This is a genomic window from Shewanella sp. ZOR0012 (assembly GCF_000798835.1).
In the GTDB taxonomy this organism is placed as follows: domain Bacteria; phylum Pseudomonadota; class Gammaproteobacteria; order Enterobacterales; family Shewanellaceae; genus Shewanella; species Shewanella xiamenensis.
The window spans coordinates 3295587-3319883 of record NZ_JTLE01000094.1; the positions used below are offsets into that span (position 1 = coordinate 3295587).

The window sequence follows — 24297 nt, forward strand, 5'->3', positions numbered from 1 at the left end:
TAATCTTAAGGACGATGATGAGAACACTCCAACTTTTGGGATTGATACTTACAATAGCAGGGATAGCTTTGGGCTTTATGATGCTCGCCCCCATTGGTAATGAAACATCTAACGCATCTTTAGGAGCGGCAGGTTTGGGTATCATGTTTCTGTTGTTACCTATGCTGGGATGCTCCGCACTGATGTTGATATTTTCTTCAATTGCATTGTTTAATCATGAGGTCAGAAAGCGTACTTATTTCAGAGGATCTTTCTGGTTAACTCTTTGGAAATGTAATCTAGTGATATCGGCTGGATATACTTCGGTGGTTATTTATGTTGCTTATTTATGGATTAAAACCAACATGAGTAGCTAAAAAGAGCCTATGTTAATATTTCTGTTAAGTATTCAACTGACAGCAAGATGTTAGTGCTTAAGGCAGGCATTTGATCGCAAATACTGGCTTGTCGTGACGAGAATTAATCAATATTGGATAACGATGTAGTTAAGTGTTGAGGAATGAGAGTCATCACCACTTAAGCTAAAAATCAGACGCCCTGATAACCTTAGGCTATCGGGCGTTGCGTAAACGATTACTTTTGTGTTGCACGGTAGTGGTCGAAGTTTTCGATATAGTCCTCGAGATTGGCGTCGAGCATTTCTTTATAACGCTCCATGTAGTAGTCCATCATTTCTTGTTTTTTGGCCTGCATTTGCTCTTTGTTTTCAAAGCTGGTGGAGCCAAACCAAGCGTTGTAGCGGGCGAGGGCCCACATAAAGGAAGCACTGACTTCACCGGTTTGGATTTCAGTGTTTTGGTTTTGCTGGTTAGCGAGCTTAATCAACTCAGTGGCGCGGGCGTAAAAGGCATTTTGGTTATCAGACATCAGCAATTCCTGTTGTTAGGCAAAATGGTTAAAGAAAAAGGGCGCTTGGCTTTACCCTTTTGGCAATTGCTACTAACCCTAAGGCATTTTGCGGCCAAGGGACAGTCATCCATCTCACAGAATCCGTTGATTTCACGTTAAAATGAGTTGTCGAAAGTAAATCTGGGATAGGTGTAACACTTTTCTGATAAACATTGGTAGGTTAACCATTCTAGTAAAGTTAATCCTAATAGGGTTAACGGGCTTGTGTAAGCATCATAGACCAATGTTAGAAGCCCGTGATTGATTCATGCTGTAAAGGGCGTTTTGAGGTTCAGGGATATGAAATGTCTTCTGTTGGCTGTAAAGGTTGTCTCGCTTGAATGAGCCCATTCGATACTTTCAAAACGACCATGGTATTAAAGGGCTTATCGCGTATGCTAGCGAACTTTATCTGCTGTAAGCGTAAGCCCCTATTTTTGCAGGATGGCAAGTGTAGGTTGTTACTAGGCGTTACTTGGCCGTAATCGGGCCTTTTGATCCTGCATCGTTATCAATCCACATACTCTCTTTATTCGAGCTGGCATCGGGATAAATGGTGAATTCCACCATACCGTCTTTGAATTTGATGGCTCCACCACTTTGACTGGATTTTACGTGTTTACCGTTAACCGAAACCTGATGTTTATCATCGATTTGAATATTTGCAACCGTTGCTCCTGAGCTGGCTGTTGCTATCCATTGTTGGGCATTGGGAATGATGGCCTCAGCAGCGGCTTTGGGGGAAGCCATTGCTTTGGCATTTTCTTCTTTGGTTTTGTGGATATCGCACCCTTGCATTTCAGACACTTGGGTACAGCCTGAACGCTCAAGTAACTTGCGATACTCATCGTTAATGGCGTGGCTATTTGCGGATAGCAATAGTGCAATACTGGCTGTGAAGATGATTTTAGCGTTCATGTGTTCCCTCGTTGCTATTGAAGTGTGCCTTGTTTATGGCGAATTTAGATGGTTAAGTGTAGTGGGTCTTTAGCCATTTTCTACTCGGGCATGTTGACGTATTGAGATTCGATGCTGTTCAGGCAATGCTTTACTCGGAAGATGCGGAGTGAATATAGCGGTTCAATCTTGCATCAAGTAAAGCCCGATAACCCATCAGTTAGTCGCAAAACTCCACATATTTTGGATTAGTCCATCGATTACCTCAAACACCACCATCACTTCAAAAGGTTCGTCGTGTATGCCGCTGATCCGTTCGTGATCCACGACCTTATTGCCAACGACCATACGATTGAGGATTTCGGCATGTAAATGCGGCAAGTTAAAGCGCTCATTTTGATAGAAATCGCGAAATGCGGCTTTACCCCGAATAACGGGCTCTGTGGCGGGTGGACGAAAAATACAAACGTTGTCGCTAAAGAGTGCCACAAAGCTTGCAAGGTCGTGTTGGTTATAGGCAACTAACTGGGCTTGTACTAAGGCTTCGGGTGTCACGCTGTTTACGGTTAAATTGCTCAAGGATGATCCCTTACTGAAACGGGTAAGTTTGAAATGCGTTGCTGTGTTGGATGGGAAAGCGCGTTTGGTGTCATCATATTTATCACCATTACAGCCTACTTTCCCAATACCGTAGTTTTGTAATACGTAATTTATTCCAATAGATTAAGTTGTGTTTTACCCCATTGAGTGGCAAAGGGCATGGCTTCTTGAGGGGTTAAGGTAAACTCCTGCTCGCAGCCGTCACCACGGGGCATTTCCCAAAACTTCATACCAGTTGCCTCAAGAGTCAGTTGATAATAGCCAGAGCCGTCGGAGGTGGGGCATTCTGCGTTTGGCGGGATATTGGCAAACAGCTTTTGCTTTAGCGCTTGTGGTAACGGAAAACTCATACTCTCCGGCATGGCTTGAGGCTGTTCATTTTCGATAAACCATTGCCAAGGATGGAAAGGTTTTCCATCTGCAAGCGAGAAGCTAACAAACTCTTGGCTGATCCCATTGGCACCATAACCCGCTGCCCAGCGATACAAGCGCACACTAAGCCAATGCTGATTAAGGAAAATGGGTTCTGCAAAGGTTTCGTCAGCCACAAAGCTGCCCATTTGAGCCAACATTCTGCGGCGAGTCTCAAAGGTTTGTGCCAGCTGCGCATCATCGGTGAGCTTTCTCTCAAGCCAGTGATTAATTGCCGAAATGCCTTTTTGTGGGCCGTTAAATTCGATACCAACATCAGTGCCAAAGGTCAGCGGCCGGTATTCAATAGTCTGAAAGCGTTGCCATTTTCCACGGCTCACCGAAGGCTTAGTTTCAAGCGGCAGATTGTAGGCATCGGCGCTGCAATCATCATTGTTATCTGGGCTGATTTGCCGCTCAAGTTGTATTGGCAGTGACTTGCTGGCGCTGTCTTTAAACCATTGGCCACTCAGTTTTTGTGCTGTTGCGGTATCAAACTGCCAGTTTCCGGTGTTGTTCTCTTCTTTCCAGATGCCGTCTTGCTGTTCGAGTCGAATTGGGGTGAGGTATTTTTGATAGTAATAACTGCCGGTGCCATATTGGTTAAAGCAGGCTCTTATCTTGCTTTTACCCAGTTGTCCCTGCCAAACGCCTGTGAGTTCATCGGCGGAAAACGTGCTGAGTGGCAGTGTAGTGGTAATTAATAGGCTTGAGGACAATAGCGTTAGTAACTTCCGTGTATGCATACTTTTTCTCTTAAAAGATAATAGGTTATGGTTTTACGTGTTGGTTATAAAAAAGTCGCCCTAAGGCGACTCTTAACGGTTTCGAGCACGATAAGCTGCAGGCTTAGCTAGCCGTTTATCGCGTCAAATGACCTGTTTATTCAACCTGCCAATCGATTTGTTCGCCAGCGCGAATTGGCACAACGTTGTTGTCGCCAAGTGGGTAACTGACGGGCACATCCCAAGATTTTTTCACCAGGGTGATGGTATCGCTGTTGCGGGGCAGATTGTAAAAATCTGGGCCATTGAAGCTGGCAAAGGCTTCTAATTTATCCAGTGCATTGACTGATTCAAAGGCTTCGGCGTACAGCTCAATGGCGGCATGGGCAGTATAAGAACCCGCGCAGCCACAGGCGGCTTCTTTACGATCTTTTGCGTGTGGCGCCGAGTCGGTACCGAGGAAGAACTTTTTATTGCCGCTGGCTGCGGCACCTAACAGTGCTTGCTGATGGGTATTGCGCTTTAAAATTGGTAGGCAATAAAAATGCGGACGAATACCGCCAGCTAACATATGGTTGCGGTTATAAAGTAAATGGTGCGCGGTGATCGTGGCGGCCACATTATCAGAGGCTTGAGTGACAAAATCGACTGCATCCTTAGTGGTGATATGCTCGAGAACGATTTTAAGTTTCGGGAAATCGGCCACGATCTTACTGAGGATATTCTCAATAAACACGCGCTCGCGGTCGAAAATATCAATCGATGAATCAGTCACTTCACCATGCACGAGGAACAACATGCCCACTTCTTGCATCGCTTCGAGGGCGGGGTAGATGTTCTTTAAATCTGTCACACCAGAATCCGAGTTGGTGGTCGCGCCCGCGGGATAGAGCTTAGCGGCAACGATTTTGCCCGAGGCTTTAGCTTTACGGATTTCCTCTGGGCTGGTTTTGTCGGTGAGATACAACACCATTAAGGGTTCGAATTGCGAGCCTGCGGGCACTTGCGCCTTGATACGATCGTAATAAGCCAAGGCGGTTTCGGTATCGATGGCGGGAGGAACCAGGTTAGGCATGACGATAGCGCGGCCCATATAGCGGCTGATATCGCGAACCGTATCTGTTAATTGGGCGCCATCTCTTAGGTGAATATGCCAGTCGTCAGGACGCGTAATAGTGAGTGTTTTCATAGGGCGATTCATCTTATTGGATATGTCTGCTGCGAGGGTGGCAGGATCTTATGTGGCAAGGTTTTAGCTGTAAAGGGAAACTCCGTCATTTGGCGAATAAAAGTGTTAGCGCATGTTGAGCGACTGCCAGCTTGTTCTTTGCTGAGTACCGTACACTTACAAGCTGCCTTTTCTCATATCAAGCGGACACTTTTGCGAAATTTAGGCGGACACTTTTAGTTCTCAACTGTGGTGTCCGCGGACACTTTTATCTTAAATATTATCTAACACAATGAAAATAAATGCTTTAATGGAATTGGCATAGGTGTTGCTATTACTGGATATCGATTTTTAATAGTGTCCGTAGCGATGGGCATATCCAGCCCTCCGACAGGGAAGCGAGAAACGCCATGATTAAAGATACCAGCGGCCAAGATACTCTCCTTGCGCCATCAAACGCTAAACGTCTCAAGGTGCCCTTGATTATTGGCGGCTGCACCTTATTAGTGAGCGCCTTAGTGTGGGCCAGTTTCAGTAGCGATAATGTGAGCAAATCCATTAGCCGTAGTGAGTTAACCACTGCGACTTTATATGTAGGTACGCTGACTCGGGATATCGCGACTACAGGTAAAATCGTCGCGGCCAATGCACCGATCCTCTACAGCACTGAAGAAGGGACAGTGACGCTACTGAGCAATCCTGGCGATACAGTTAATAAAGGCGATGTGGTAGCCAAGCTAGATAGTCCAAGACTGACCAATCAATTAGAACAGGCGAAATCCTTATTAGCGGGTTTGGAGGGCGCTCTTGAGCGTGCCAAGCTGGACGCCAGACGCAACCAATTACAAGTCAACCAAACCTTAGATATGGCCAAGGTTGATCTTGAGGCGGCTGAGCGTGAACGTCGTCGTGGTGAGCAGCTTATTCAAAGTCAGCTGATTGGGCAGATTGACTATGAAAAGGGCAAAGATGATCTGCATAAAGCCAAGCTTAAATTTGAGCATGCGTTGCAAGACGCGGCATTAACTAAGGATACCTTGACCTTTGAAGTAAAGAATAAAGCGCTTGAAGTTGAACGCCAGCAGTTAGCGGTAGGTGAATTAGAGCGCCAAGTTGAAGCCTTAAATATTAAAGCGCCGGTTGGCGGCATTATTGGTAACTGGCTGACAGAGCAAAAAACGCGTTTGAGTGCCAATCAACCGATTCTGACTGTGGTCGATTTAAGTGCCTATGAGGCCGAGCTTGCGGTGCCAGAGTCTTACGCCGATGAACTTGGACTTGGCATGGAGGTTGAGCTGAGCTTTGGCGAAGTCAAACTCATGGGCAAGTTATCCTCGATTTCTCCCGAAGTGCGTAACCGTGAAGTGACCGCAAGAGTGCAATTTGCCCAGAGCGATAGTCTTAAGCTGCGCCAAAACCAACGTATCTCTGCCCGAGTTTTACTCGAACATCGGGAAAATGTGTTGATGGTCAAACGTGGTGCCTTTATGACCAGCGGTGGCGGGGAGGAGGCTTATCAAGTCGAAGGCGATATCGCTACCCGCCGCCAGATTAAACTGGGTAGCACCAGTATGAGCCAGGTGGAAGTGATTGAAGGCGGTAAAGCGGGTGACGAATGGGTGATCTCGAGTGTTGAGCCCTTCAATCATGCCGAACAGGTTAAGATGCATTGATGTTATTTGGTTGAAAAAACTTATTAATCAAATTGATGGATTGGAAATTGCCGTGGTTGAAAATACTGCGGCGATAAGTAAATAGGAGCCAATAATGAGTCATAAAAATGTTGATATCAGTGTGTTGATGTCCTCCAAGCTGTTTGGCGTATTCGCTTTGGCCTTGTTAGTTGTGGCGGTAGAGCTGGGGATTGGAGAGGCTAATAGTTGGTTTTTCCTTGGCTTAAATATTTTGGAATGGACCAATCCCTTAGACGAAATGCGCCAGATTGGTGATGTCTCGATGGAAAGTGTGAGCTTGATATTCTCTTGCCTAAATGGGCTGTTCGGTAAGTTGAGTGAGTTCATTATGGGTGCTTTTCTGGGCTGATAAGCGGTTGCCTCTGCTTCGTCTGTTACATGCTCAAGTTACATTGAAGTCCCGCGCGTTTTATAAGCCGTTTACGCGCAAAGATAAAAATTAATTAAGGAAATTAAAATGTTATCAATGAAGAATATCAGTAAAGTTTTTAAAACGGACTTAGTAGAAACCCACGCACTGCGGGATTTCAACCTTGAGGTAAACGAGGGCGAGTTTGTGGCGGTCACAGGCCCTTCGGGTTCAGGCAAAACCACCTTCTTAAATATTGCTGGCTTGCTCGAAGGCTTCACCCATGGGGATTATTTTTTAGATGGGATTAATGTCTCCAACCTCAGTGATAACAAGAGTGCTGCCGTACGCAATGAGAAGATTGGCTTTATCTTCCAAGGCTTTAACTTGATTCCCGATCTTAACCTCGCGGAAAACATTGAAGTACCGCTGCGCTACCGTGGTTTTAGTGCCAAGGAGCGTAAACGCCGTGTGGAGCAAGCATTAGAGCAAGTGGGCTTAGGTGCGCGGATGAAGCATTTGCCGACTCAATTATCCGGCGGTCAACAGCAAAGGGTAGCGATTGCCCGTGCTTTAGCGGGGGAACCCCGTTTTCTGCTCGCCGACGAACCTACGGGTAACCTCGACAGCTTAATGGCCCGCCAAGTGATGGAATTATTAGAGAATATTAACCAATCTGGCACCACCATCATCATGGTGACCCACGATCCTGAACTGGCTCGCCGTGCCCAGCGCAATATTCAAATTGTCGATGGACAAGTCTGCGACTTTACCATGTATCAACCCAATGTGGCCCGCAGTGCAAGCCACGGCAGTGTCGATAAACTGGTTGCTAACGCCCAAGGCTAGGAGCGGTTATGTTCTTCTATTACTTAGATTTAGCTTGGCGTAGCATTAAAAAAACGCCCATGTTGTCGGCATTGATGATCATGGCGATTTCCATCGGCATAGGCATCACGATTAGCACTCTTAACATTTACAAAATGATGTCCACTAACCCTGCGGGGGAGAAGTCCAGCCAGTTGTTTGCGGTACAGCTGTGGAGCCAAGGTCCAGATGCCTGGGATCGCTTCGATCAACAGATCACCTATCAAGACGGGATGAACTTACTTAAGAGTGATATTCCGAGCCTGCAAACCCCCATGTTTCGCACGGGCGGCGCGGTGCAAACCGAAGATCCGGCTTTTTTACCTGTACTGCAATCTCGGGTTAGGGTGACCAATAACGACTTTTTCCCACTGTTTGGACTTGAGTTTCAATACGGTCAGGCATGGGATGACAGCGTCGATAAAGATGCTCGCTACGAAGTGGTACTGACCGATGAGCTGAATAAGACGCTGTTTGCGGGCCAAAATAGTGTCGGCAAGACGATTTATTTCAATGCTAAGCCCTATCAGGTGGTTGGCGTGCTTAAGCCTTGGGCGCCGAGTCCAAACTATTATGACCTTAACAACGGCGCCTTTGGCAATGTGGATACCTTGTTTGTGCCCTACAGCTTAGCGCCGATTGAGGAATATGGCAGTTGGGGAAATACCAATGGCTGGAACTATGAGAGCATCAACAACTACGCGCAGCGTTTAACCTCCGAAAAGCATTGGACACAATTTTGGGTGCAACTCGATACGCCTGAACAAGTTGCTGAGTACCGTCAGTGGGTTCGCCAATATATTGAACAACAAAAGAAATTAGGTCGCTTTAGCTCACCTAAGGCCGATGTGCAATTGTCCGATATTGACCAATGGCTAGCCATTAATAAAGTGGTGCCAGAGGATAACAAGGTGCTGGTGGGCCTCAGTGCACTCTTCCTCATTGTTTGCTTAGTCAATATGTTAGGTCTGTTGCTGTCTAAGTTTTTACGCCGAGCTCCCGAAATTGGCGTGCGCCGCGCCATCGGCGCCAGCCAAGGGCAGATCTTTGCCCAACATATGGTGGAAGTGTCTTTGATGGGACTATTCGGTGGCTTACTCGGCTTGGCTTGGGCTTGGGGCTCACTTGCGTTGCTCACAAAGAAGTTTCAACTTGAGGCTTCGATTACTCATCTGGACGCCAGCATGTGGCTCATTGCGCCTGTTATTGCCATTTTTGCAGCGATTGTGGCGGGTATTTATCCTGCGTGGCGTGTGTGTACCACTAACCCAAGTGTTTATCTTAAGAGCCAATAATCGGGGGCAATATGTTACATATCAAACCTATTCTCAGCAGTTTATTACGCAGTAAAAGCGGCCCCTTACTACTGTTATTACAGATTATTTTGTCTGTGGCTATCGTCGCTAATGCCAGTTTTATTATCGCCGAACGATTAAATTTAATGGCGCGTGAGTCGGGGATTGTTGAAAGTGAAGTCTTTGATTTCAGCATTTATCATTTTGATAAATCGACAGATTTAGTCGCGCAGGATAAACGAGATTTAGAGATCATTCGTGCGATCCCTGGCGTTATCGATGTTGCACCTACCTCTATGGCTCCCCTGAGCGGCGGTGGTTGGTCGAGTAACTTTACCCTAGGGCCTGAGGAGCGCGCTAAATCTACGCCCAATACCGGCATGTATATGAGTGATGAGCATTTTATCGACTCCTTAGGGCTGAAGTTAGTCGAGGGACGTAACTTCTATCCCCAGGAAATCACCACAGAGTTGCTGGAAGATGGGGGCAAGATGATAGTCACTAAAGCCTTTGTCGATAAGGTGTGGCCGAATGAATCAGCGCTTGGCAAGAGCGTATATATGGGCACACAGCACTTTGTGGTGATTGGAGTGCTGGAGCGCTTACAAACGGCATGGGTTGATAACAGTAACCTTGAGTTTAGTTCTGTGTTGTCGGTGAATTATCCCGCTGACTATAAACGTTATTTAGTAAGAGCTAAGCCTGGTGATATTGAGCGCTTAAAAGAGGTCATCCCCGAAGCCCTGCATAAAGAATATCCTAGCCGGGTAGTCGAAGGCTTTACAACCATGAGCGAGCGCCGTATCGAGGCATATCGTGACCATGAATTAATGGCAACCGTACTAACCATGATGGTGGTATTGCTGTTGTTGATTACCTCACTTGGGGTGACAGGGATGGTGATGTTCAATATCCAGCGTCGCACTAAGCAGATTGGCACTCGCCGCGCATTAGGTGCTAAAAAGCGCGATATTATCAGCTACTTCTTAGTGGAAAACTATCTGCTATGTCTGTTAGGTGGCACTTTGGGTGTGCTGTTAGCGATTCAGTTAGGCCAGCAATTGATGAGCCTGTATAGCTTACCTATGCTGGCGCTTTCCTATCCATTATTCACCGTTGTTGGATTATTTGTGGTGACCACCCTTGCGGTGTACTTACCTGCACGCAAGGCTGCCAAGATATCTCCGGCGACAGCGACGCGTACTGTGTAACATAAGCTGAGCGGCATAAAGTGCGATAACAGTAGGATGTTATTGCACTTTTTGTTACTTTAAGGTTAATAGTTTTACTCGGGATATACTTTGCCACATGGACACAATTCTGATTGTCGACGATAACCACGCCATCTGCCAGGCCTTGGGCTTAATGCTGGAGATCAATGGTTATCAGGTGTTAACTTGCCATACACCAGATGATGCCCTTGGTCTGATCGCGACCCATGATATTGATCTTGTTATCCAAGATATGAACTTCACCCGCGATACCACCTCTGGGGAAGAAGGGCGGCAGTTGTTTTATGCATTGCGTGATAGGCAGCCGGATTTGCCGATCATTTTAATGACGGCTTGGACTCAGCTCGAAACCGCTGTTGAGTTGGTTAAAGCCGGCGCCGCTGATTACATGGGCAAACCGTGGGATGATGCTAAGTTACTAAACAGCATTACGAATTTAATTGCTCTCTATAAGCTTGCACGTACAAATCATCGGCTCGAGCGAGTTAATTCACAACGCCAAGTCGCGATTGCCGATGCGGATCTGTGCGGAATTGTTTTTGGTAGTGGTGCGATGCAGCGTTGTATTGACTTAGCCTTACAACTGGCACGCTCCGATGTATCTGTATTGATCACAGGCCCTAATGGTGCCGGTAAAGATAAGCTTGCCGATATTATCCATGCCAATTCTCCCTTAAAAAACAAACCCTTTATTAAGGTGAATGTGGGGGCTTTGCCAATGGAGTTGCTCGAAGCCGAACTCTTTGGTGCCGAGGCGGGGGCGTTTACGGGGGCTAACAAGGCGCGCATTGGTCGTTTTGAAGCGGCCGATGGTGGCACCTTATTTTTAGATGAAATAGGCAATTTACCGCTCTCGGGCCAAGTGAAATTATTGCGGGTATTACAAACCGGGGAGTTTGAACGTTTAGGCAGCCATAAAACCCTAAAAGTGAAGGTGAGGGTGATCAGTGCGACCAATGCCGATCTTGCCCAAGATATTGCCGAGGGGCGTTTCCGTGAGGACTTATTCTATCGCTTAAATGTGATTGAGTTGGCCTTGCCGCCACTGAATCAGCGTATTGACGATATTCTGCCTTTAGTGAAGCACTTTGTCGGGGAGGGCTTTAGCTTGAGTAAACCCGCCCAACAGGCACTATTGCAGCACCGTTGGCCAGGTAATGTGCGCGAGCTAGAAAACGCCTGTAAACGTGCGGCGCTGTTGGCGCAAAGTCGAGTGTTAACCGAAGCTGATTTTGGTTTACCGCCAGTCAATGTTAACAACACTCACACGACAAATACGATGACGCTTGGGCGAACCATAACCGAAGTTGCCCCGATTGAATCACAGATAAAAGTTGCCAATCAAGACGTGTCCGCTCAACTGGATTCGAGCGACGCTATGGATGTTAGCCGTGAGCAGATTGAAATGGCCTTAAGACAGCACAAGGGCGTGATTGCGCGAGTAGCCAAATCCCTTGGCCTAAGTAGGCAAGCCCTGTATCGCCGCATGGATAAGTTTGGTCTAGAAAAATAACCATAGCATGATAAACACTGAGCATTAGGCGGAATTTTAGGTGCAACTGCGAACAAAATTAATCATTTATTCAACCGTTTGTTGCGCCTTAGGAGTGCTATTGACCTTAGGTGCAGTGAGCTATCGTCCGTCTATCTCGTCAGTTGAAGTGCCAGCTCCCATCAAGCTCCCCGCAATTAATATACCGCCCATCGACGTAGATAAGCTTCAAGAAAACGTCGAAGCGGCAATTAAAAATAACGAGAAATTACAACAAACGTTGCCATTACAGGAGCGTTTAAGGGCCGAGCAGATTAAGCATGAGCTGCAAAAGTTAGAGCAGCTCAAGCAAGAACAATTGCAAATTAAGCTTTTTAAACTCGAGCAGCTTAAAGAGGGGCTTTTTAGCCCTCCTGCCCATCCTGATGTGCCGCCCACGGCCCCACCAGCAGAACCTATCTCACTGCCTAAGTTGACGTTAGCGCAAGGGACAGATCAAGGGCTACCAATCACCGAATGGTTATTCATATTATTGTTTACCTGTGGTATTTGCGCCTTAGGTGTGGCTTGGTTTACCCGCCATTTAGCTCGTAGCCTAAATGCCTTAGAGGTTGGCTTACTCAACTTTAACGATAATGACTTTAGCGTCAGTATTCCGGCAAATGGTGAGGGCCAGCTTAAGGCATTGGCTGAGTTATTTAATGATTCGGCAGCTAAGCTGCGCCAGGAGCGGCAGTATATTTATCAGCGCGAATTGCTGCTGGATAAAGTGATTCAAAGCTCACCTAACGTGATGCTGCTGTTTAACGACCATCAAAAACTCATGTATGCCAACGATGCGGCGCGGCATCTTTTCCATATTAAAGGCAAAATGGAAGGCTTGAGCCTCGACGAACTGCTGCAAGACTTACCCGAAGCGCTTGCCTTGGCCCTTAAGCAAGAAAAGAGCGGCCTGTTTACCATGGGTGAGGATGATACTGAGACTTGGTATCTGAGTCGCGGCCAATTTTTGCTGAATAACCAACAGCATAATTTAATCTTGCTTAAGCAGATGACCCGAGAGCTTAATCGTCAGGAAGTGGCGGTGTGGAAGAAGGTGATCCGTATTATCAGCCATGAGCTAAATAATTCTGTCGCGCCCATTGCTTCAATGGTGAACTCGGGGCGTTTACTCACGAAAGATCTCGATAATCCAAAGCTTAAGCTGATATTCGACACTATAGAGAGTCGCACGAATCACCTGAGTCAGTTTATTTTCAACTATGCTCGCTTTGCTAAACTGCCTTTACCGCAGCGACGTCAAGTCGCGTGGCAGCAGCTTATCGAACATTTAACCCAGCATTATCCTTTTACCTTAGCCAATGAATTACCCGCTGAAATGGGCTATTTCGATCAAGGACAAATGGAGCAAGTTCTGCTAAACCTGCTGAAAAATGCCCATGAATCAGGTTCTAATCCCGATGAGGTCACGCTTACCATTCGCTTTCAAACGCTGGTTGATGGCACAGGCTTTATTATCAAGATCGAGGATCGTGGTAGTGGCATGTCCGAGGAAGTGTTAGAGCAAGCCCTATTGCCCTTTTACTCAACCAAGCAATCGGGCACGGGCTTAGGCTTACCACTTTGCCGCGAAATCATTGAGGCCCATGAAGGCAGCATTAGTATGCATAATCGCACCGATGGCGGGCTGTCAGTACAACTCTGGTTACCGCAATAATCTGCGTTTGAGAGTGTATCAAGAGTTTTCATTGCTCATTCTAACGTATTACCCAAATGGGCTATTTTGCGGTTTTTACCTTAGCTTTTTGGGCTAATTTAGGTCTCAGTCTAATGACTAGCGATCTTCAATCCTGTTAACCTTCCTTTAATAAAAATAAGCGTGAAATGTTACATGCACAACATGGCAAAGTGTGCATTTTACGCTGTCGCTGTATCTGAAGTTTTGAGCATTGTAGGTAAGGAGGGACCTGTGAAATCGTTAATTCAGCGGTTGTTGTTCAGTATTTTGTGTCCATTCTTGTTTATAAGCGCTCCTGGCGCGTTAGCCGATGATGATATTGAAATCAGTGGGCTTGTGATAGATAGAACCTTAACGCGTTTTGGTAAGGATTTTGGGTTTTACTACTCAAGTTATTGGCGCGAATTGCCGTTTACTCAAGGGTTTAACGTGACCTTGTATGAGACGGTGTTTCCGCAGGCCGGAACCGTTTTAACCTTAGAAGTGAATGGAACTCGTATTTATACCACGCACTTTGGTCGTCGGGCGAACCCGATTAAGGAGAGCGCAGAGCAGGCTATTTTGTTGACGATTGATTACTTAGCTCAAGTCAGGGCTAATGCGATTACGGGTGATTTTTCAGGAACATCGGACGATTTGTAGGATAACAATAATGACATTCAGGACGTTACTTTCTCTTGCTGTGTTTTGCATAGCTCACACCAGCCAAGCAACCGAATTAATCTATACCCCCGTCAACCCAAGCTTTGGGGGCAATCCTGCGAATGGCTCCTTTTTACTCAATAAAGCGCAGGCTCAAAACGATAATAAAGCCAGCTCGACCGAGAAGGACTTTGTTACCCGTTTTAAGGAGTCATTGGAACGTAACATCATTAACTCCATCACTCGCGGCGTAGCTGATGGTGAGATCAAAGATGGGGTGTACGATACCGGCGATTTTCGTATCGAAGTCGCCTCTACTGGCACCGGAGTGATGTTAACCATCACTAATATCGAAACCGGCGAAGTGACGGTGATTGAAATGCCAACTTTTGGAGGCGGAAACTAATGGCACGTTCCATCTTTATCGCTTCTATGCTGCTGAGTATGTCCGCCTGTAGCTTGATCCCAAAGCCTGACTTAAATATTACTCCTGCTCAAGTTAATCCAATGAGTGAGGTGATGAAGGAGCTACAGAGTCAGCCTGGGCCAAAATTTCCGATCCCAGTTGCGGTATATTCATTCCGAGACCAAACCGGGCAATATAAACCTCAAGCTAACGTCAGCTCATTTTCAACTGCGGTCACTCAAGGGGCAACATCGATGCTGATGCAAACCTTGATTGACTCTAAATGGTTTACGCCCGTTGAGCGTGAAGGCCTGCAAAATTTATTAACCGAGCGCAAGATCAGTAATAAGCAAAATGGCTCAAAGGGCGATGATATCCCCGTTTTATCGACGGCGAGATTGCTATTAGAAGGTGGGATTATCAGTTACGAGACCAACACCAGTACAGGCGGTACAGGGGTTGAATATTACGGTATCGGCGCCTCGGAAATGTACCGTGAGGATTTAGTTACTATCTATCTGCGTGCTGTCGATGTACACACGGGCAAAGTGATGATGTCTGTATCTACGAGTAAAAGAGTACTTTCGCAGGAAATGCGTGCAGGCCTGTTCCGTTATACCAGTTTGAATCGTTTGGCCGAAGCCGAAGTGGGTTTTACCACCAATGAACCTGTGCAGTTTTGTGTACTACAAGCCATTGAGTTAGCAGTCGCTGAGCTTATCGAAAAGGGTGTAAAACAAGGTTATTGGAGTGCTTCGCAGTTGTCGCAACCTATAGAAAAACAACCTGAATTAAGCCAAAGCTGATTATACTAATCGTATTAAATATCTGTTCATTCAGTTAAACATCTCTACAATCGAGCCAGATATAAGTCTGGCTCGATTGCTTTTAGGTTTAGTCAGCCCGTAACGCCTTCCAAAACAGCGCAAAGCTGGCATCACGATAATGTTTATCTCTGCCCGATTCGGGGTTATCGATAAAAAATCGCGTGGCTGCTAAGTATTGTCCGTGGCAATTTTCAAGCATTAATTCAATGGGATAGTGGGCAATTAATCCCATTAGCTGCCCTTTTTTTATCAACTGGGCGATAAACCCTAAGATGCTATTCATTGCTTGTTCGCGGATAGAAGCCGCAATCATAGGTGACATTGAATATTGCTGAAAAAATAATTGCTTGATTGGATTATCAATCGACCAGTCAATCGCGCTCTGCCAGAGGATTTCTGCATGCTCTTTAAGATCGCTCCCTTCTTTGATATTTAATAATAATGCATTAGCAAACTCTTGTTTAATCGTGAGAAACAGGCTTTCCATCAACACTTCTTTGGTTGGGAAATGATGAAACAGTGTGCCTGTCGCTACGCCAGCCTGCTTGGCAATTGAAGCGGTCGAGGTGGCATGAAAGCCTTGGCTGACAAATAACGATAAGGCGGTATCGAGTATCGCCTGACGTTTATCTGTCATGGGCTTAGTATCTGTATCTGTTGGTAATAAGCTCGACATAACCACTCCTAAGCGGCCCGTATTAGCGTAAAAACAGCTTCATCAACATACGTTGGATAAAAGTGCCATAGGGTGGATGGACAAATTTACCCGTGTTAAAGCGCCCACGGCTTAGCACGGTTTTGGCGTGGCTAAAGGTGAGGAACCCTTCTTTACCATGATAATGCCCCATACCAGATGGGCCTATGCCGCCAAAGGGCGCATCATCGGCTGCTACATGGAATACCGTTTCATTGATACAAACACCGCCAGAGTGAGTTTGCTTGAGGATTTTTTGTTGGCTCGCTTCATCAAAACTCATCACATAGAGCGCTAAGGGTCTGGCGCGACGGTTTACGTAGCTAATGGCTTCATCTAAAGAGTCGTAACCGATAACGGGTAATAGCGGCCCAAAGATTTCCTCTTGCATCAATAGCATATCTTCAGTGGTATTAGTAATCAGCTGAGTGGCGAGTTTACGATTCTGGCTGTCTATCGCTTCATTTGAGGCAGAGATAATCTTGGCACCTTTGGTTTTGGCATCCTCGAGTACAGCCAACAAACGATCAAATTGGCGGGCATTAATAATGCTGCCGTAGTCCTTATTTTGGGCAATTGCGCCGTACATGGCTTGGAATTTTGCTTGATAGGCTTGAATAAAATCGCTCACCTTAGCGTTAGGGCAAAGCACATAATCAGGCGCTACACAGATTTGTCCAGCATTCAAACACTTACCATAAATCATTCGTTCTACCGCTATCTCTAGTGGCATATCGGGGGCGATAATTACTGGCGATTTACCTCCGAGTTCAAGGGTAACGGGGGTGAGATTATTGGCCGCGGCGCGCATCACATGGCGGCCAACCGTGGTTGAGCCAGTAAATAGGAGATGATCGAAGGGCAGTGCTGAAAACTGCGCCGCGACATCAGCTTCACCTTCTACAACGGCTACATGGGATTCATCAAATACTTCGGCTAGTAACTGTTTGATAACGCTGTTGGTTGCTGGAGTAAATTCCGAAAGTTTGAGCATGGCATGGTTGCCCGCAGCAATCGCAGTGACTAATGGCCCAATGGAGAGCATGACGGGGAAGTTCCAAGGCACGATTATCCCAATAACGCCTAGTGGCTGATAATGCACTTTGACTTGGGCGGGGGTGAGTAAGATGCCCGCATGGCGGCGGCTTGGCTTGAGCCATTTTTTGAGGTTTTTCAAGCTGTAATTGATGTTATTGACCACAGGCATAATGTCGGAAATCAGACTGTCATCGACCGAACGATGGCCATAGTCCTGTGATAACGCCTCGACGAGCGGCTGCTGGAATTTTAGCAAGGCGGCTTTAAGGCGTATTAAGCGTTCTTTACGGATTGCATAATCAGGATTAGGTGCGGCTAAGTAACTTGCACGCTGACGTTGGAGTAACTCGGTTAACGGCGAGATTTTTGCTGCGTCTGTTGCCATGTTCATCGTGGTCCCTTGAGTGCAAGTCTTGATAAAATAAAGCCGTTTGTTGCTCAATACACAAACCGACTGATTAGTCGGTTTATCCTAGCGGTTAGCGTGATTTTGCGCAAGCATACTGATGCATTTATGAGCAAGATCACGGCCTGATAGAGACTTAGCTTTTACACTTAACAGGACATTTGTTAGACAAGGAGTATGTATGACTTTGTTAAAGCATGGAATTTCAGTTGGGATCGAGCGTTATGGTGATGATGACTTTTTTGTTGCCTTTAAAGCTATTGGTACCTTAACTCATCAAGATTATGAGGTGATGGTACCCGTGCTCGAAGCCGCGTTAGCTGGGGTGAAAGATCCCGATATTTATGCCTTAGTCGATGTGACTGAGCTTGAAGGTTGGGAACTTCAAGCCGCTTGGGACGATCTAAAACTAGGGGTTAAGCATGTTCGCCACTTTGAACGGATTGCTATTGTCGGTAAAACGACTCTACAGGAAGTGATGGCAAAGCTGGCAAACTGGTTTACTCCGGCCGAGGTTAAGTTTTTTGTTGACAAACTGGATGCCATTACTTGGCTCAAAGATGAGCTTCACGATGACTAGCCATTAAGGAGAACAGATTATGCGTTCAGGTCAAATACTCTGGCCCACAGATTTTTCGGAAACTGCGGCCCATGCGCTACGTTATGCTATTGAAATGGCAAATCTATACCATGTAGGGCTAAAGATTTTACACGTTGTTGAGCAACCTATTGGTGATGAAAACTTTATGATTTTAGCGATTACCCCTGAGGAGCTCGCTAAAAGCATGGAGGAGGCCGCAGCAACTAAAATGCAGGCGTTACTCGAGGGACTCAAGACCGAATTACCGATTACCACCCTTATCCGCCGCGGCGACCCCGTCGATCAAATCCTCGAGGAGGCGAATGGTAAGGATGTGGGTATGGTGGTTATTGCTAGCCATGGACGAACCGGAATTTCGCACTTTTTACATACGAATGTTGCCGAAGCTGTTGCCAATGGCGCGGCATGCCCTGTATTGGTCGTGAAATAGTCTGTATTGGGTAGATTACAGGGCGCTAAGGCGCCCTTTGTTTTTGATTGCTAAAGCATAATTAATTTTACGGCCTAGCTGCTTGTCCCGATTTACTGCGATAAAATACAGATTATAAGCAATGCCATTTGCCCTAATATTGGGCACAACAACCTAAGTGATGGATAAAATTATGCGTACTCAAGAAGTGTTATGCCCTACGGATTTTTCGGCAACTGCCGCCCATGCGCTTAATTATGCGGTTGAAATGGCTAATCTATATCACGTAGATATCCGTTTGCTGCATGTTGTCAGCCCTGCAAGAAGTGCCCATTGTTATGGTATTGCGGTAGATACTCCCGCGACACTTGAGCAACAGTTAGCCGAGTTTGTGGAGACAAAAATGCAGAGTCTACAGCTGCAAATGCAGCAGGGATTAGCGGTTGGACTAAAGGTTAAATGTATTGTTCGTCATGGTGATGCGAGCGAAGAGATTTTAGCTGAGTCAGCCGATGCGGGTATGATTGTGATTGCAAGCCATGGCAGCAGCGGCTTAGTGGATTTTTTAAAGCACCATGTGAGTCAAGATGTTGTTAGATTGGCGAAATGCCCAGTATTAGTAGTTAAGTAGTTAACTTATAAAGGATCTTGCTTGAGTTTTGATTGATCCACAATGGTATTTGAGGCTTCAGCTTCATTCTCTAGGGACATGAGTTGCCGATATTTTTCTTGTAAGGCGATCAGTGTCCCATCTTCGGTAATTTGTTTTAACCCAAGGTTAAAGTCGTCACGGATTTGCTCGCTTAAAAACGCAAATTTATACTCAGTCGGTGGAAAAATGCGATGACATACCGCCACCTGTTTACTCTCTACTTCGGTGAGTTTTCCCTCAATAAATGCCTGTCTAAGATAGTACGTGAAAATGTTCTTATCCATAACCACTACATCAGCCCTGTGTTTCATCAACATGTAAACCTGCTGTATTTGCCGAGCTTGTTCTTGGTAACTAGGATTAGCTTTAGTCATTTGAGCAAATTCATCACCTAAGAAGCTTGCTGCACGTTGAAAGGAAACGACTTTTTTATCCGTTAAGTCTTTAATGCTATTAATCGAAAAGTTATTTTTCTCTAGGCTGATTGCGCAATTTTGATAACGAATCGCCACATTAGAGTAGAAAACGTTTTCGATCATGCCTTCTTTTACGTTGATTATGCCGTCTAGTTTGCCCTCCCTAAGTTCATGGAAAGTGCGTGCTAAAGGCAAATATTCAATATTGGCGGTATGCCCTTTGACTGCAAGTGCTTGATACAGCAAATCGAGTTCTAGGCCGCTATCAGATTCTTGGATGACATAGGGAGGAATGGAGAGGCTCACGCCAATTTTCAGTTCCGCCGCTTGGATTAATTGGGGATACAATAATGCAATTACTGCTAGCAATGGGTAGCGAATACAGGTCATTCTAGAGACGCAGGAAATATGGTTAGTTTGTTTCATTACGCACTGTTACCTTTCACACCATTGGCCATCTCATGATGCCCAGAGTTGTCCCCTGACATATCATTGTAAGTGTAGTTTGTTAATCTATAGCCACAGTTATTTTTATCTGAATAAAGCTTGTTTATATTCAAAATGACGAGTCCGGCTGGCGTAAAAAAGCGATTTCTTCTGCTGTCGACTCTCTAGCTAATATTTTGTTTCTATGAGGATAACGACCGAATCTGTCGATAATAGCCTTGTGTTTTAGTTCAAATTCGAGATTAGCGATTGCAGCCTCTCGATTGAACAATTTTACAGCAACTTGATGGATGGCTGGGGATTCGCTATGCATAAAAGGCATAAACAAAAAGGGTACTTGTTTGGGAGAAAGCTCCTTATCAATTTGGAGTGCAACAGCCTCTTGGGCAAGGACCAGCGCAATGGTGTCGGCCTCAAACGCTGCTGGCGTGTCGCGATAGATATTTCGCGAGAATTGATCCAGTACGATGATTTCGGCTAAACGACCTTGAGGTGTCACGCGCCAATGCGCAAGCTCACCGCGCTTGGCTTGTTTTAATAGGTCTTCAAAGCGAGATTGGATTTGTGCATCAAATGTTGGGTCTTTTATCCACCAAGATTGAGGTGAGATTTCCTCAAACCAGAAATATAGCACTTGCTGTGCGGTCATCATTTGGCCCATCGTTGGCTCTCCCATTGATTAATCTTTTTTACAAATAACAGTGATGGAGAGCTTATACAAGCAAATGCGAAAATGTATCTGTGGGAACAGATGTCAAACGGGTCAATTTGCTCGAATAATTTGAATGGAGGCTATTTCTTATTCACTGAATATCAAGTAGTTTTATATTCACTTGGTCAATATTTGGATTGATTTTTTATGCCCCTCGAATCTGCTACTCAGTCAATATCGAAACAACATAAGGCGTTTTTACGTAAGTTATATTTAGCGCATTTAATGGACGATGATCGACATAACTTGTTATCACTCAATAAGTTGACTGGAATGCCGAGGCGGACATTGCAGGATGCTATCGCCGCGTTTGAAGATATCGGTATTTGCGTCGAATTTGTGCAAGATGGCAGTCGAAACAATGCAGGTTATTATCGCATTTTGACCTGGGGGCCAATTAGCAGTGCGTGGGTTGATACACATTTCGAGGAAATTGCCTCAATTATCGGCGTCGCTCCATTAAGTGAAACCGTGGCATTAAGTGAATCAGTGGCGTGAAAGAGCGCGGATTTTGGTTTGATACCGAAGTTAAATTAAGTCAAAGAACTATTTTACCTGCGCTACAACATGATATTGCCGCAGACATCGCCATTATTGGCGCGGGCTATTCAGGACTATGGACGGCCTATTATCTTAAGCAATACCAGCCCAATTTATCCGTGGTGATTCTTGAGGCTGACACCATTGGCCAAGGCGCTTCGGGGCGAAATGGCGGTTGGTTGATGGGCGGTTTTAGTGGCGATGTAGCCTATCTTAATCAGCTTCAAGGTGAGTCGCGCTTAATAGCAAAAGCCTTGATCCAACAAACTATTGCTGAAGTTGCCGCAGTTTGCGCCAAGCATCATATCGACTGTGATTTACACCATGGCGGCAATTTACGGGTAGCCGCGCGTTATCCTGAGCAATTAGCCAATATTCAAGCCGAATTAGCACAGTGGCGCGCAGATGGCTTTGGTGAAGAAGATATTCGTTGGCTGGATAAAACCGAACTCGATAAACAAGTCTCCATGGCCTACGGCCAAGCGGCGCTTTATACACCCCATTGTGCGCGGATACACCCAGCGAAACTCGTCTGTGGTTTGGCTGATCTGGTGCAAAGTTTAGGGGTGAAGATCTACGAGCATACCCCAGTAAATCACATGGTGTATCTTGGTGATGCGCAAACCCAATTACAGACGCCACAAGGAAATGTTCGTGCGGCGATTGTGGTGCCCGCCGTTGAAGGCTATCTTCGCCAATTGGGTGAATTGGGACGATTTACCTTACCTGTTCAGAGTTTACTGATCGCCACTGAGCCGTTAACGGATGAAATGTGGCAGGACATTGGTTTAGCTAATCGCGCGACCTTTAGTGATGCTAGCCGCATCGTTACCTATGGTCAGCGAAGTCCTGATAACCGTTTGATATTTGGCGCCCGTGGTGGCTACGGATTTGGCGCTAAAGTGCGGACTGAATTTGGATTTAATCCCGAGTGCTTTAATGCCCAATCTTCCGCTAGCCATCGTCAATCGGCTTTTAAAGGGGAATTTGGCTTTCGCTATCAGCTATTGTTGGCGTTATTTCCGCAATTGGCGGATGTGCAAATTACTCATGGTTGGGGCGGTACCTTAGCCTTAGCACGGCAGTTTGCGCCCCACGCTATTTACGATAAAAATGTAGGATTGGGGCTTATTGGTGGTTACGGCGGCGAAGGTGTTGGGGCTGCCAATCTTTTTGCCCGCACGCTGGTGGACTTGATCTTAGCGCGTGATACGCCGCTTACTACTATGCCTTGGGCTTTTAATGCCCCGGTTCAGCAAGTATTAACGCCTTGGGAACCTGAACCTTTACCGTGGCTTGCTTATCATGGCATGAACAAGATTTTTGCATGGGAAGATAGGCTCTACAGCCAGCCCAAGAGTGCGGCTTGGCAAAAAGGCTTAGCCAAGCGGCTTGCGAATCGATTAGAAGGCTTAATGAGTTAATCTACTTATAAACCAGATAGTTAATCAGTAAACCAGAGAGTTAATCAGGCCATTACCGAGTCATTTTTATTCATACACGATCTATTCATACACGATAACTACTTTGATGATCCGAATATGTTAACCGAACAGTTTTTCCTACAGGGCCGCGTTAAGCTTGAGACGATCCCCCACGAAATGCGCATGTCCCATTGGGTGTACGCGCCCAGATTAACCGATATGAAAAGCGGGCAAGTGTTGCTCGATCTTATCGGCCAATGCTGGGATTGTCAGTCTGCGATTGAGCGGGATAACGCGCTTTGCCTAACACTCGATGGCTACCCCGATAGAGCCAACTGGCTTGAGTTGGCCTTTTTACCCGATACGGGGCGAGTCCAGCTAAGGGCTGGCAATATCGACACTAAGGCGCTAATTGTACAAGAGTTTATACCACAGGAGCTGACTGGCTACTTTGATACGATACGCGCGAATCTCCCCCGTTAAAGGAAGATATATGCCCCAAAACCTAGCCAGCTAAGGGCTAACAGGGCGATGGCTGCCCAAGTAATAGGAGTAAATTGAGTCTGTGGCAGCGAAAAATCTTCGCCGTCATCCATCTCGCCAGCCGCGTTTACTTGTTGGTTTTTTGCCCTTAACTGTTGTTTTCTCTGCTTATCCCGCTCGCGAGCTTTGGCTTTTTGCAGTTTTTTATATTCGGCAATGCCCTTTTCAATCCCTTGGGCAATCAGCTTAGTTTGTTCTTTGGTTTGTCCTGGTTTTTGAGTGGCCTTCGCCATAGCTAGGGCATCTTGCTGGGTTTCTGTTGAGATAGTGGTTTTCATCTGTTCACACTGTGACTTTAGCTGTCTATTGCAGCGATTATACCCACAACTGTGCCGCTAAAGGCGCTAGTGAAGTCAATTTTGCATTAAAAAATCAGTGGGTAACCACCCTGTGGTGCCGAAATAAACTCAGGTTCGTAATCCCACACTTGGCGAATTATATCAATCGATAATGCGTCGTTAGGTGTACCTTCACTGACGATTTCACCCTGTTTGAGGACGATAACTCTGTCGCTGTAACGGGCTGCCTGATTGAGGTCGTGCAATACCACAATCACAGTGTAGGCGTGCTTGTGGGCGAGATTTTTTGCTAGCGCTAATACTTTGTGTTGCTGCGCCAGATCCAGTGCTGAGGTTGGCTCATCTAACAGTAAAATCGGCGGGAAGGGGGATTGGCTTAACTGCGTTAACACCCTCGCCAGTTGCACCCTTTGTTTTTCTCCCCCAGAAAGCGTGGGGTAACTGCGCCGAGCTAAATGCAATACACCCACTTCGGCAAGCCATTTTGTGACTAACTGCTGGCCTTCTTTTTGACTCAAGGTTAAGGGATAAAGCCCCATTGCCACCACTTCATCCACGGTAAAGGGGAAGGTTAAGCTGGCATGTTGAGGCAGAACGGCGAGAGATTTTGCCAGTTCAGCCCTTGGCCAATCCACCAGTTGGCAGTGGCCAAGCTTGATGCTGCCTTGCGCAGTGGGGATCTCTTGGCACAGTGCCTTTAAAAGTGTGGACTTGCCTGCCCCATTAGGCCCTAAAAGTGCGGTGACACTGCCCGGTTGAAATTGCACGCGAATGTTGTTCAACACCGCCTTATCGCCGATAGCGTAGCTGAGCCTATCCACGGTTAATTGGGTACGTTCAAAATGTTGTTTAGCGACGGGCGCAGCCGATAAGCTCATAGCCATG

The 24297-nt window shown here is 46.2% G+C and carries 28 protein-coding genes; 17 read left to right on the forward strand and 11 right to left on the reverse strand.

Translation table 11 applies throughout. The features are described 5' to 3' along the window. Positions 1-17: 17 nt before the first annotated feature. Positions 18-356 carry a hypothetical protein gene (locus L976_RS16050; protein ID WP_047540620.1) on the forward strand — a complete coding sequence of 113 codons (339 nt, stop codon included), beginning with the start codon at positions 18-20 and terminating at the stop codon, positions 354-356. Positions 357-573: 217 nt separating this feature from the next. Here the strand turns inward: L976_RS16050 and L976_RS16055 are convergent, their stop codons facing one another. The 5 genes from L976_RS16055 to pyrC all read right to left on the reverse strand — a co-directional run bounded on the left by L976_RS16055 (position 574) and on the right by pyrC (position 4710). Next, complete coding sequence (locus L976_RS16055) at positions 574-867, reverse strand: DUF3144 domain-containing protein (RefSeq protein WP_037428416.1); 294 nt, start codon at positions 865-867, stop codon at positions 574-576. 492 nt (positions 868-1359) lie between these two features. Then, on the reverse strand, positions 1360-1806 hold the full coding sequence (locus L976_RS16060; RefSeq protein ID WP_047538338.1) for a hypothetical protein: 447 nt from the start codon (positions 1804-1806) through the stop codon (positions 1360-1362). A 195-nt stretch (positions 1807-2001) separates the two neighbouring features. Beyond that, positions 2002-2364 (reverse strand): nuclear transport factor 2 family protein, encoded by a 363-nt coding sequence (locus L976_RS16065; RefSeq protein ID WP_047538341.1) that lies wholly within the window; start codon positions 2362-2364, stop codon positions 2002-2004. Between the two features lie 131 nt (positions 2365-2495). After that, positions 2496-3542 carry a hypothetical protein gene (locus L976_RS16070; RefSeq protein ID WP_047538343.1) on the reverse strand — a complete coding sequence of 349 codons (1047 nt, stop codon included), beginning with the start codon at positions 3540-3542 and terminating at the stop codon, positions 2496-2498. A 136-nt stretch (positions 3543-3678) separates the two neighbouring features. Continuing rightward, positions 3679-4710, reverse strand: a complete 1032-nt coding sequence (gene pyrC / locus L976_RS16075) for a dihydroorotase (protein WP_047538346.1) — start codon at positions 4708-4710, stop codon at positions 3679-3681. 389 nt (positions 4711-5099) lie between these two features. Here pyrC and L976_RS16080 point away from each other — a divergent pair, with 389 nt between their 5' ends. From L976_RS16080 to L976_RS16125, 10 genes are all read left to right on the forward strand, one after another. Further along, a complete protein-coding gene (locus L976_RS16080; RefSeq protein ID WP_037421587.1) occupies positions 5100-6362 on the forward strand; it encodes an efflux RND transporter periplasmic adaptor subunit in 1263 nt (420 codons plus the stop codon). A 94-nt stretch (positions 6363-6456) separates the two neighbouring features. Next, positions 6457-6732: a hypothetical protein gene (locus L976_RS16085; RefSeq protein WP_037428407.1), complete on the forward strand. Its 276-nt coding sequence runs from the start codon at positions 6457-6459 to the stop codon at positions 6730-6732. A gap of 108 nt (positions 6733-6840) precedes the next feature. Further along, a complete protein-coding gene (locus L976_RS16090) occupies positions 6841-7581 on the forward strand; it encodes an ABC transporter ATP-binding protein (protein WP_037421582.1) in 741 nt (246 codons plus the stop codon). 8 nt (positions 7582-7589) lie between these two features. Beyond that, positions 7590-8894 (forward strand): ABC transporter permease, encoded by a 1305-nt coding sequence (locus L976_RS16095; protein WP_047538349.1) that lies wholly within the window; start codon positions 7590-7592, stop codon positions 8892-8894. A gap of 11 nt (positions 8895-8905) precedes the next feature. Next, complete coding sequence (locus L976_RS16100) at positions 8906-10105, forward strand: ABC transporter permease (RefSeq protein ID WP_047538353.1); 1200 nt, start codon at positions 8906-8908, stop codon at positions 10103-10105. Positions 10106-10202: 97 nt separating this feature from the next. Beyond that, the gene (locus L976_RS16105) at positions 10203-11639 is read left to right on the forward strand and encodes a sigma-54-dependent transcriptional regulator (protein ID WP_047538356.1); all 1437 of its coding nucleotides are present in this window, start codon (positions 10203-10205) and stop codon (positions 11637-11639) included. 40 nt (positions 11640-11679) lie between these two features. After that, on the forward strand, positions 11680-13335 hold the full coding sequence (locus L976_RS16110; RefSeq protein WP_047538357.1) for a sensor histidine kinase: 1656 nt from the start codon (positions 11680-11682) through the stop codon (positions 13333-13335). Between the two features lie 252 nt (positions 13336-13587). Continuing rightward, a complete protein-coding gene (locus L976_RS16115) occupies positions 13588-13998 on the forward strand; it encodes a curli production assembly/transport protein CsgE (RefSeq protein ID WP_037421568.1) in 411 nt (136 codons plus the stop codon). 10 nt (positions 13999-14008) lie between these two features. After that, positions 14009-14404 carry a curli assembly protein CsgF gene (locus tag L976_RS16120; RefSeq protein WP_037421565.1) on the forward strand — a complete coding sequence of 132 codons (396 nt, stop codon included), beginning with the start codon at positions 14009-14011 and terminating at the stop codon, positions 14402-14404. Then, on the forward strand, positions 14404-15210 hold the full coding sequence (locus L976_RS16125; protein WP_037421563.1) for a CsgG/HfaB family protein: 807 nt from the start codon (positions 14404-14406) through the stop codon (positions 15208-15210). Before L976_RS16120 ends, L976_RS16125 begins: the two co-directional genes overlap by 1 nt. An 88-nt stretch (positions 15211-15298) precedes the next feature. Here L976_RS16125 and L976_RS16130 read toward each other — a convergent pair whose 3' ends face one another. Then, positions 15299-15907, reverse strand: a complete 609-nt coding sequence (locus tag L976_RS16130; RefSeq protein ID WP_047538360.1) for a TetR/AcrR family transcriptional regulator — start codon at positions 15905-15907, stop codon at positions 15299-15301. 22 nt (positions 15908-15929) lie between these two features. After that, positions 15930-17354, reverse strand: a complete 1425-nt coding sequence (locus tag L976_RS16135; RefSeq protein ID WP_047538362.1) for a coniferyl aldehyde dehydrogenase — start codon at positions 17352-17354, stop codon at positions 15930-15932. 196 nt (positions 17355-17550) lie between these two features. On the opposite strand from L976_RS16135, the gene L976_RS16140 reads away from it, so the two are divergent. The 3 genes from L976_RS16140 to L976_RS16150 all read left to right on the forward strand — a co-directional run bounded on the left by L976_RS16140 (position 17551) and on the right by L976_RS16150 (position 19010). Then, a complete protein-coding gene (locus L976_RS16140) occupies positions 17551-17949 on the forward strand; it encodes an STAS/SEC14 domain-containing protein (protein WP_037421553.1) in 399 nt (132 codons plus the stop codon). Positions 17950-17968: 19 nt separating this feature from the next. Further along, a complete protein-coding gene (locus L976_RS16145; RefSeq protein ID WP_047538365.1) occupies positions 17969-18400 on the forward strand; it encodes a universal stress protein in 432 nt (143 codons plus the stop codon). A 172-nt stretch (positions 18401-18572) separates the two neighbouring features. Then, positions 18573-19010, forward strand: a complete 438-nt coding sequence (locus L976_RS16150; RefSeq protein ID WP_037421547.1) for a universal stress protein — start codon at positions 18573-18575, stop codon at positions 19008-19010. A 5-nt stretch (positions 19011-19015) separates the two neighbouring features. On the opposite strand, the gene L976_RS16155 is transcribed toward L976_RS16150, so the two are convergent. Then, the gene (locus L976_RS16155) at positions 19016-19837 is read right to left on the reverse strand and encodes a substrate-binding periplasmic protein (RefSeq protein WP_231570547.1); all 822 of its coding nucleotides are present in this window, start codon (positions 19835-19837) and stop codon (positions 19016-19018) included. A gap of 166 nt (positions 19838-20003) precedes the next feature. Then, a complete protein-coding gene (locus L976_RS16160) occupies positions 20004-20555 on the reverse strand; it encodes a DUF924 family protein (RefSeq protein ID WP_047538368.1) in 552 nt (183 codons plus the stop codon). Positions 20556-20753: 198 nt separating this feature from the next. Between L976_RS16160 and L976_RS16165 the strand changes: the two genes are divergently transcribed. The 3 genes from L976_RS16165 (at position 20754) to L976_RS16175 (ending at position 23053) form a co-directional block, all read left to right on the forward strand. Next, positions 20754-21104, forward strand: a complete 351-nt coding sequence (locus L976_RS16165; RefSeq protein WP_047538371.1) for a winged helix-turn-helix domain-containing protein — start codon at positions 20754-20756, stop codon at positions 21102-21104. Next, complete coding sequence (locus tag L976_RS16170) at positions 21101-22570, forward strand: NAD(P)/FAD-dependent oxidoreductase (RefSeq protein WP_047538374.1); 1470 nt, start codon at positions 21101-21103, stop codon at positions 22568-22570. The genes L976_RS16165 and L976_RS16170 overlap by 4 nt, the downstream gene beginning before the upstream one ends. Positions 22571-22687: 117 nt before the next feature. Beyond that, positions 22688-23053, forward strand: coding sequence for a hypothetical protein (locus L976_RS16175; RefSeq protein ID WP_047538377.1), 366 nt, complete (start codon positions 22688-22690; stop codon positions 23051-23053). Here the strand turns inward: L976_RS16175 and L976_RS16180 are convergent. Both L976_RS16180 and L976_RS16185 read right to left on the reverse strand, forming a co-directional pair. Further along, the gene (locus L976_RS16180; protein ID WP_047538380.1) at positions 23050-23391 is read right to left on the reverse strand and encodes a DUF2956 domain-containing protein; all 342 of its coding nucleotides are present in this window, start codon (positions 23389-23391) and stop codon (positions 23050-23052) included. The two genes, L976_RS16175 and L976_RS16180, sit on opposite strands and share 4 nt — an antisense overlap. A gap of 86 nt (positions 23392-23477) precedes the next feature. After that, on the reverse strand, positions 23478-24296 hold the full coding sequence (locus tag L976_RS16185; RefSeq protein WP_052184010.1) for a heme ABC transporter ATP-binding protein: 819 nt from the start codon (positions 24294-24296) through the stop codon (positions 23478-23480). Between the last annotated feature and the right edge of the window lies 1 nt (position 24297).

Bases quoted from the DNA above. Each gene is read 5' to 3' on its own strand.
- L976_RS16050 (WP_047540620.1), top strand. From the start codon at position 18: ATGAGAACACTCCAACTTTTGGGATTGATACTTACAATAGCAGGGATA.
- L976_RS16055 (WP_037428416.1), bottom strand. From the start codon at position 867: ATGTCTGATAACCAAAATGCCTTTTACGCCCGCGCCACTGAGTTGATT.
- L976_RS16060 (WP_047538338.1), bottom strand. From the start codon at position 1,806: ATGAACGCTAAAATCATCTTCACAGCCAGTATTGCACTATTGCTATCC.
- L976_RS16070 (WP_047538343.1), bottom strand. From the start codon at position 3,542: ATGCATACACGGAAGTTACTAACGCTATTGTCCTCAAGCCTATTAATT.
- pyrC (WP_047538346.1), bottom strand. From the start codon at position 4,710: ATGAAAACACTCACTATTACGCGTCCTGACGACTGGCATATTCACCTA.
- L976_RS16080 (WP_037421587.1), top strand. From the start codon at position 5,100: ATGATTAAAGATACCAGCGGCCAAGATACTCTCCTTGCGCCATCAAAC.
- L976_RS16085 (WP_037428407.1), top strand. From the start codon at position 6,457: ATGAGTCATAAAAATGTTGATATCAGTGTGTTGATGTCCTCCAAGCTG.
- L976_RS16090 (WP_037421582.1), top strand. From the start codon at position 6,841: ATGTTATCAATGAAGAATATCAGTAAAGTTTTTAAAACGGACTTAGTA.
- L976_RS16095 (WP_047538349.1), top strand. From the start codon at position 7,590: ATGTTCTTCTATTACTTAGATTTAGCTTGGCGTAGCATTAAAAAAACG.
- L976_RS16100 (WP_047538353.1), top strand. From the start codon at position 8,906: ATGTTACATATCAAACCTATTCTCAGCAGTTTATTACGCAGTAAAAGC.
- L976_RS16105 (WP_047538356.1), top strand. From the start codon at position 10,203: ATGGACACAATTCTGATTGTCGACGATAACCACGCCATCTGCCAGGCC.
- L976_RS16120 (WP_037421565.1), top strand. From the start codon at position 14,009: ATGACATTCAGGACGTTACTTTCTCTTGCTGTGTTTTGCATAGCTCAC.
- L976_RS16125 (WP_037421563.1), top strand. From the start codon at position 14,404: ATGGCACGTTCCATCTTTATCGCTTCTATGCTGCTGAGTATGTCCGCC.
- L976_RS16130 (WP_047538360.1), bottom strand. From the start codon at position 15,907: ATGTCGAGCTTATTACCAACAGATACAGATACTAAGCCCATGACAGAT.
- L976_RS16135 (WP_047538362.1), bottom strand. From the start codon at position 17,354: ATGAACATGGCAACAGACGCAGCAAAAATCTCGCCGTTAACCGAGTTA.
- L976_RS16140 (WP_037421553.1), top strand. From the start codon at position 17,551: ATGACTTTGTTAAAGCATGGAATTTCAGTTGGGATCGAGCGTTATGGT.
- L976_RS16145 (WP_047538365.1), top strand. From the start codon at position 17,969: ATGCGTTCAGGTCAAATACTCTGGCCCACAGATTTTTCGGAAACTGCG.
- L976_RS16150 (WP_037421547.1), top strand. From the start codon at position 18,573: ATGCGTACTCAAGAAGTGTTATGCCCTACGGATTTTTCGGCAACTGCC.
- L976_RS16155 (WP_231570547.1), bottom strand. From the start codon at position 19,837: ATGACCTGTATTCGCTACCCATTGCTAGCAGTAATTGCATTATTGTAT.
- L976_RS16160 (WP_047538368.1), bottom strand. From the start codon at position 20,555: ATGGGCCAAATGATGACCGCACAGCAAGTGCTATATTTCTGGTTTGAG.
- L976_RS16165 (WP_047538371.1), top strand. From the start codon at position 20,754: ATGCCCCTCGAATCTGCTACTCAGTCAATATCGAAACAACATAAGGCG.
- L976_RS16175 (WP_047538377.1), top strand. From the start codon at position 22,688: ATGTTAACCGAACAGTTTTTCCTACAGGGCCGCGTTAAGCTTGAGACG.
- L976_RS16180 (WP_047538380.1), bottom strand. From the start codon at position 23,391: ATGAAAACCACTATCTCAACAGAAACCCAGCAAGATGCCCTAGCTATG.
- L976_RS16185 (WP_052184010.1), bottom strand. From the start codon at position 24,296: ATGGCTATGAGCTTATCGGCTGCGCCCGTCGCTAAACAACATTTTGAA.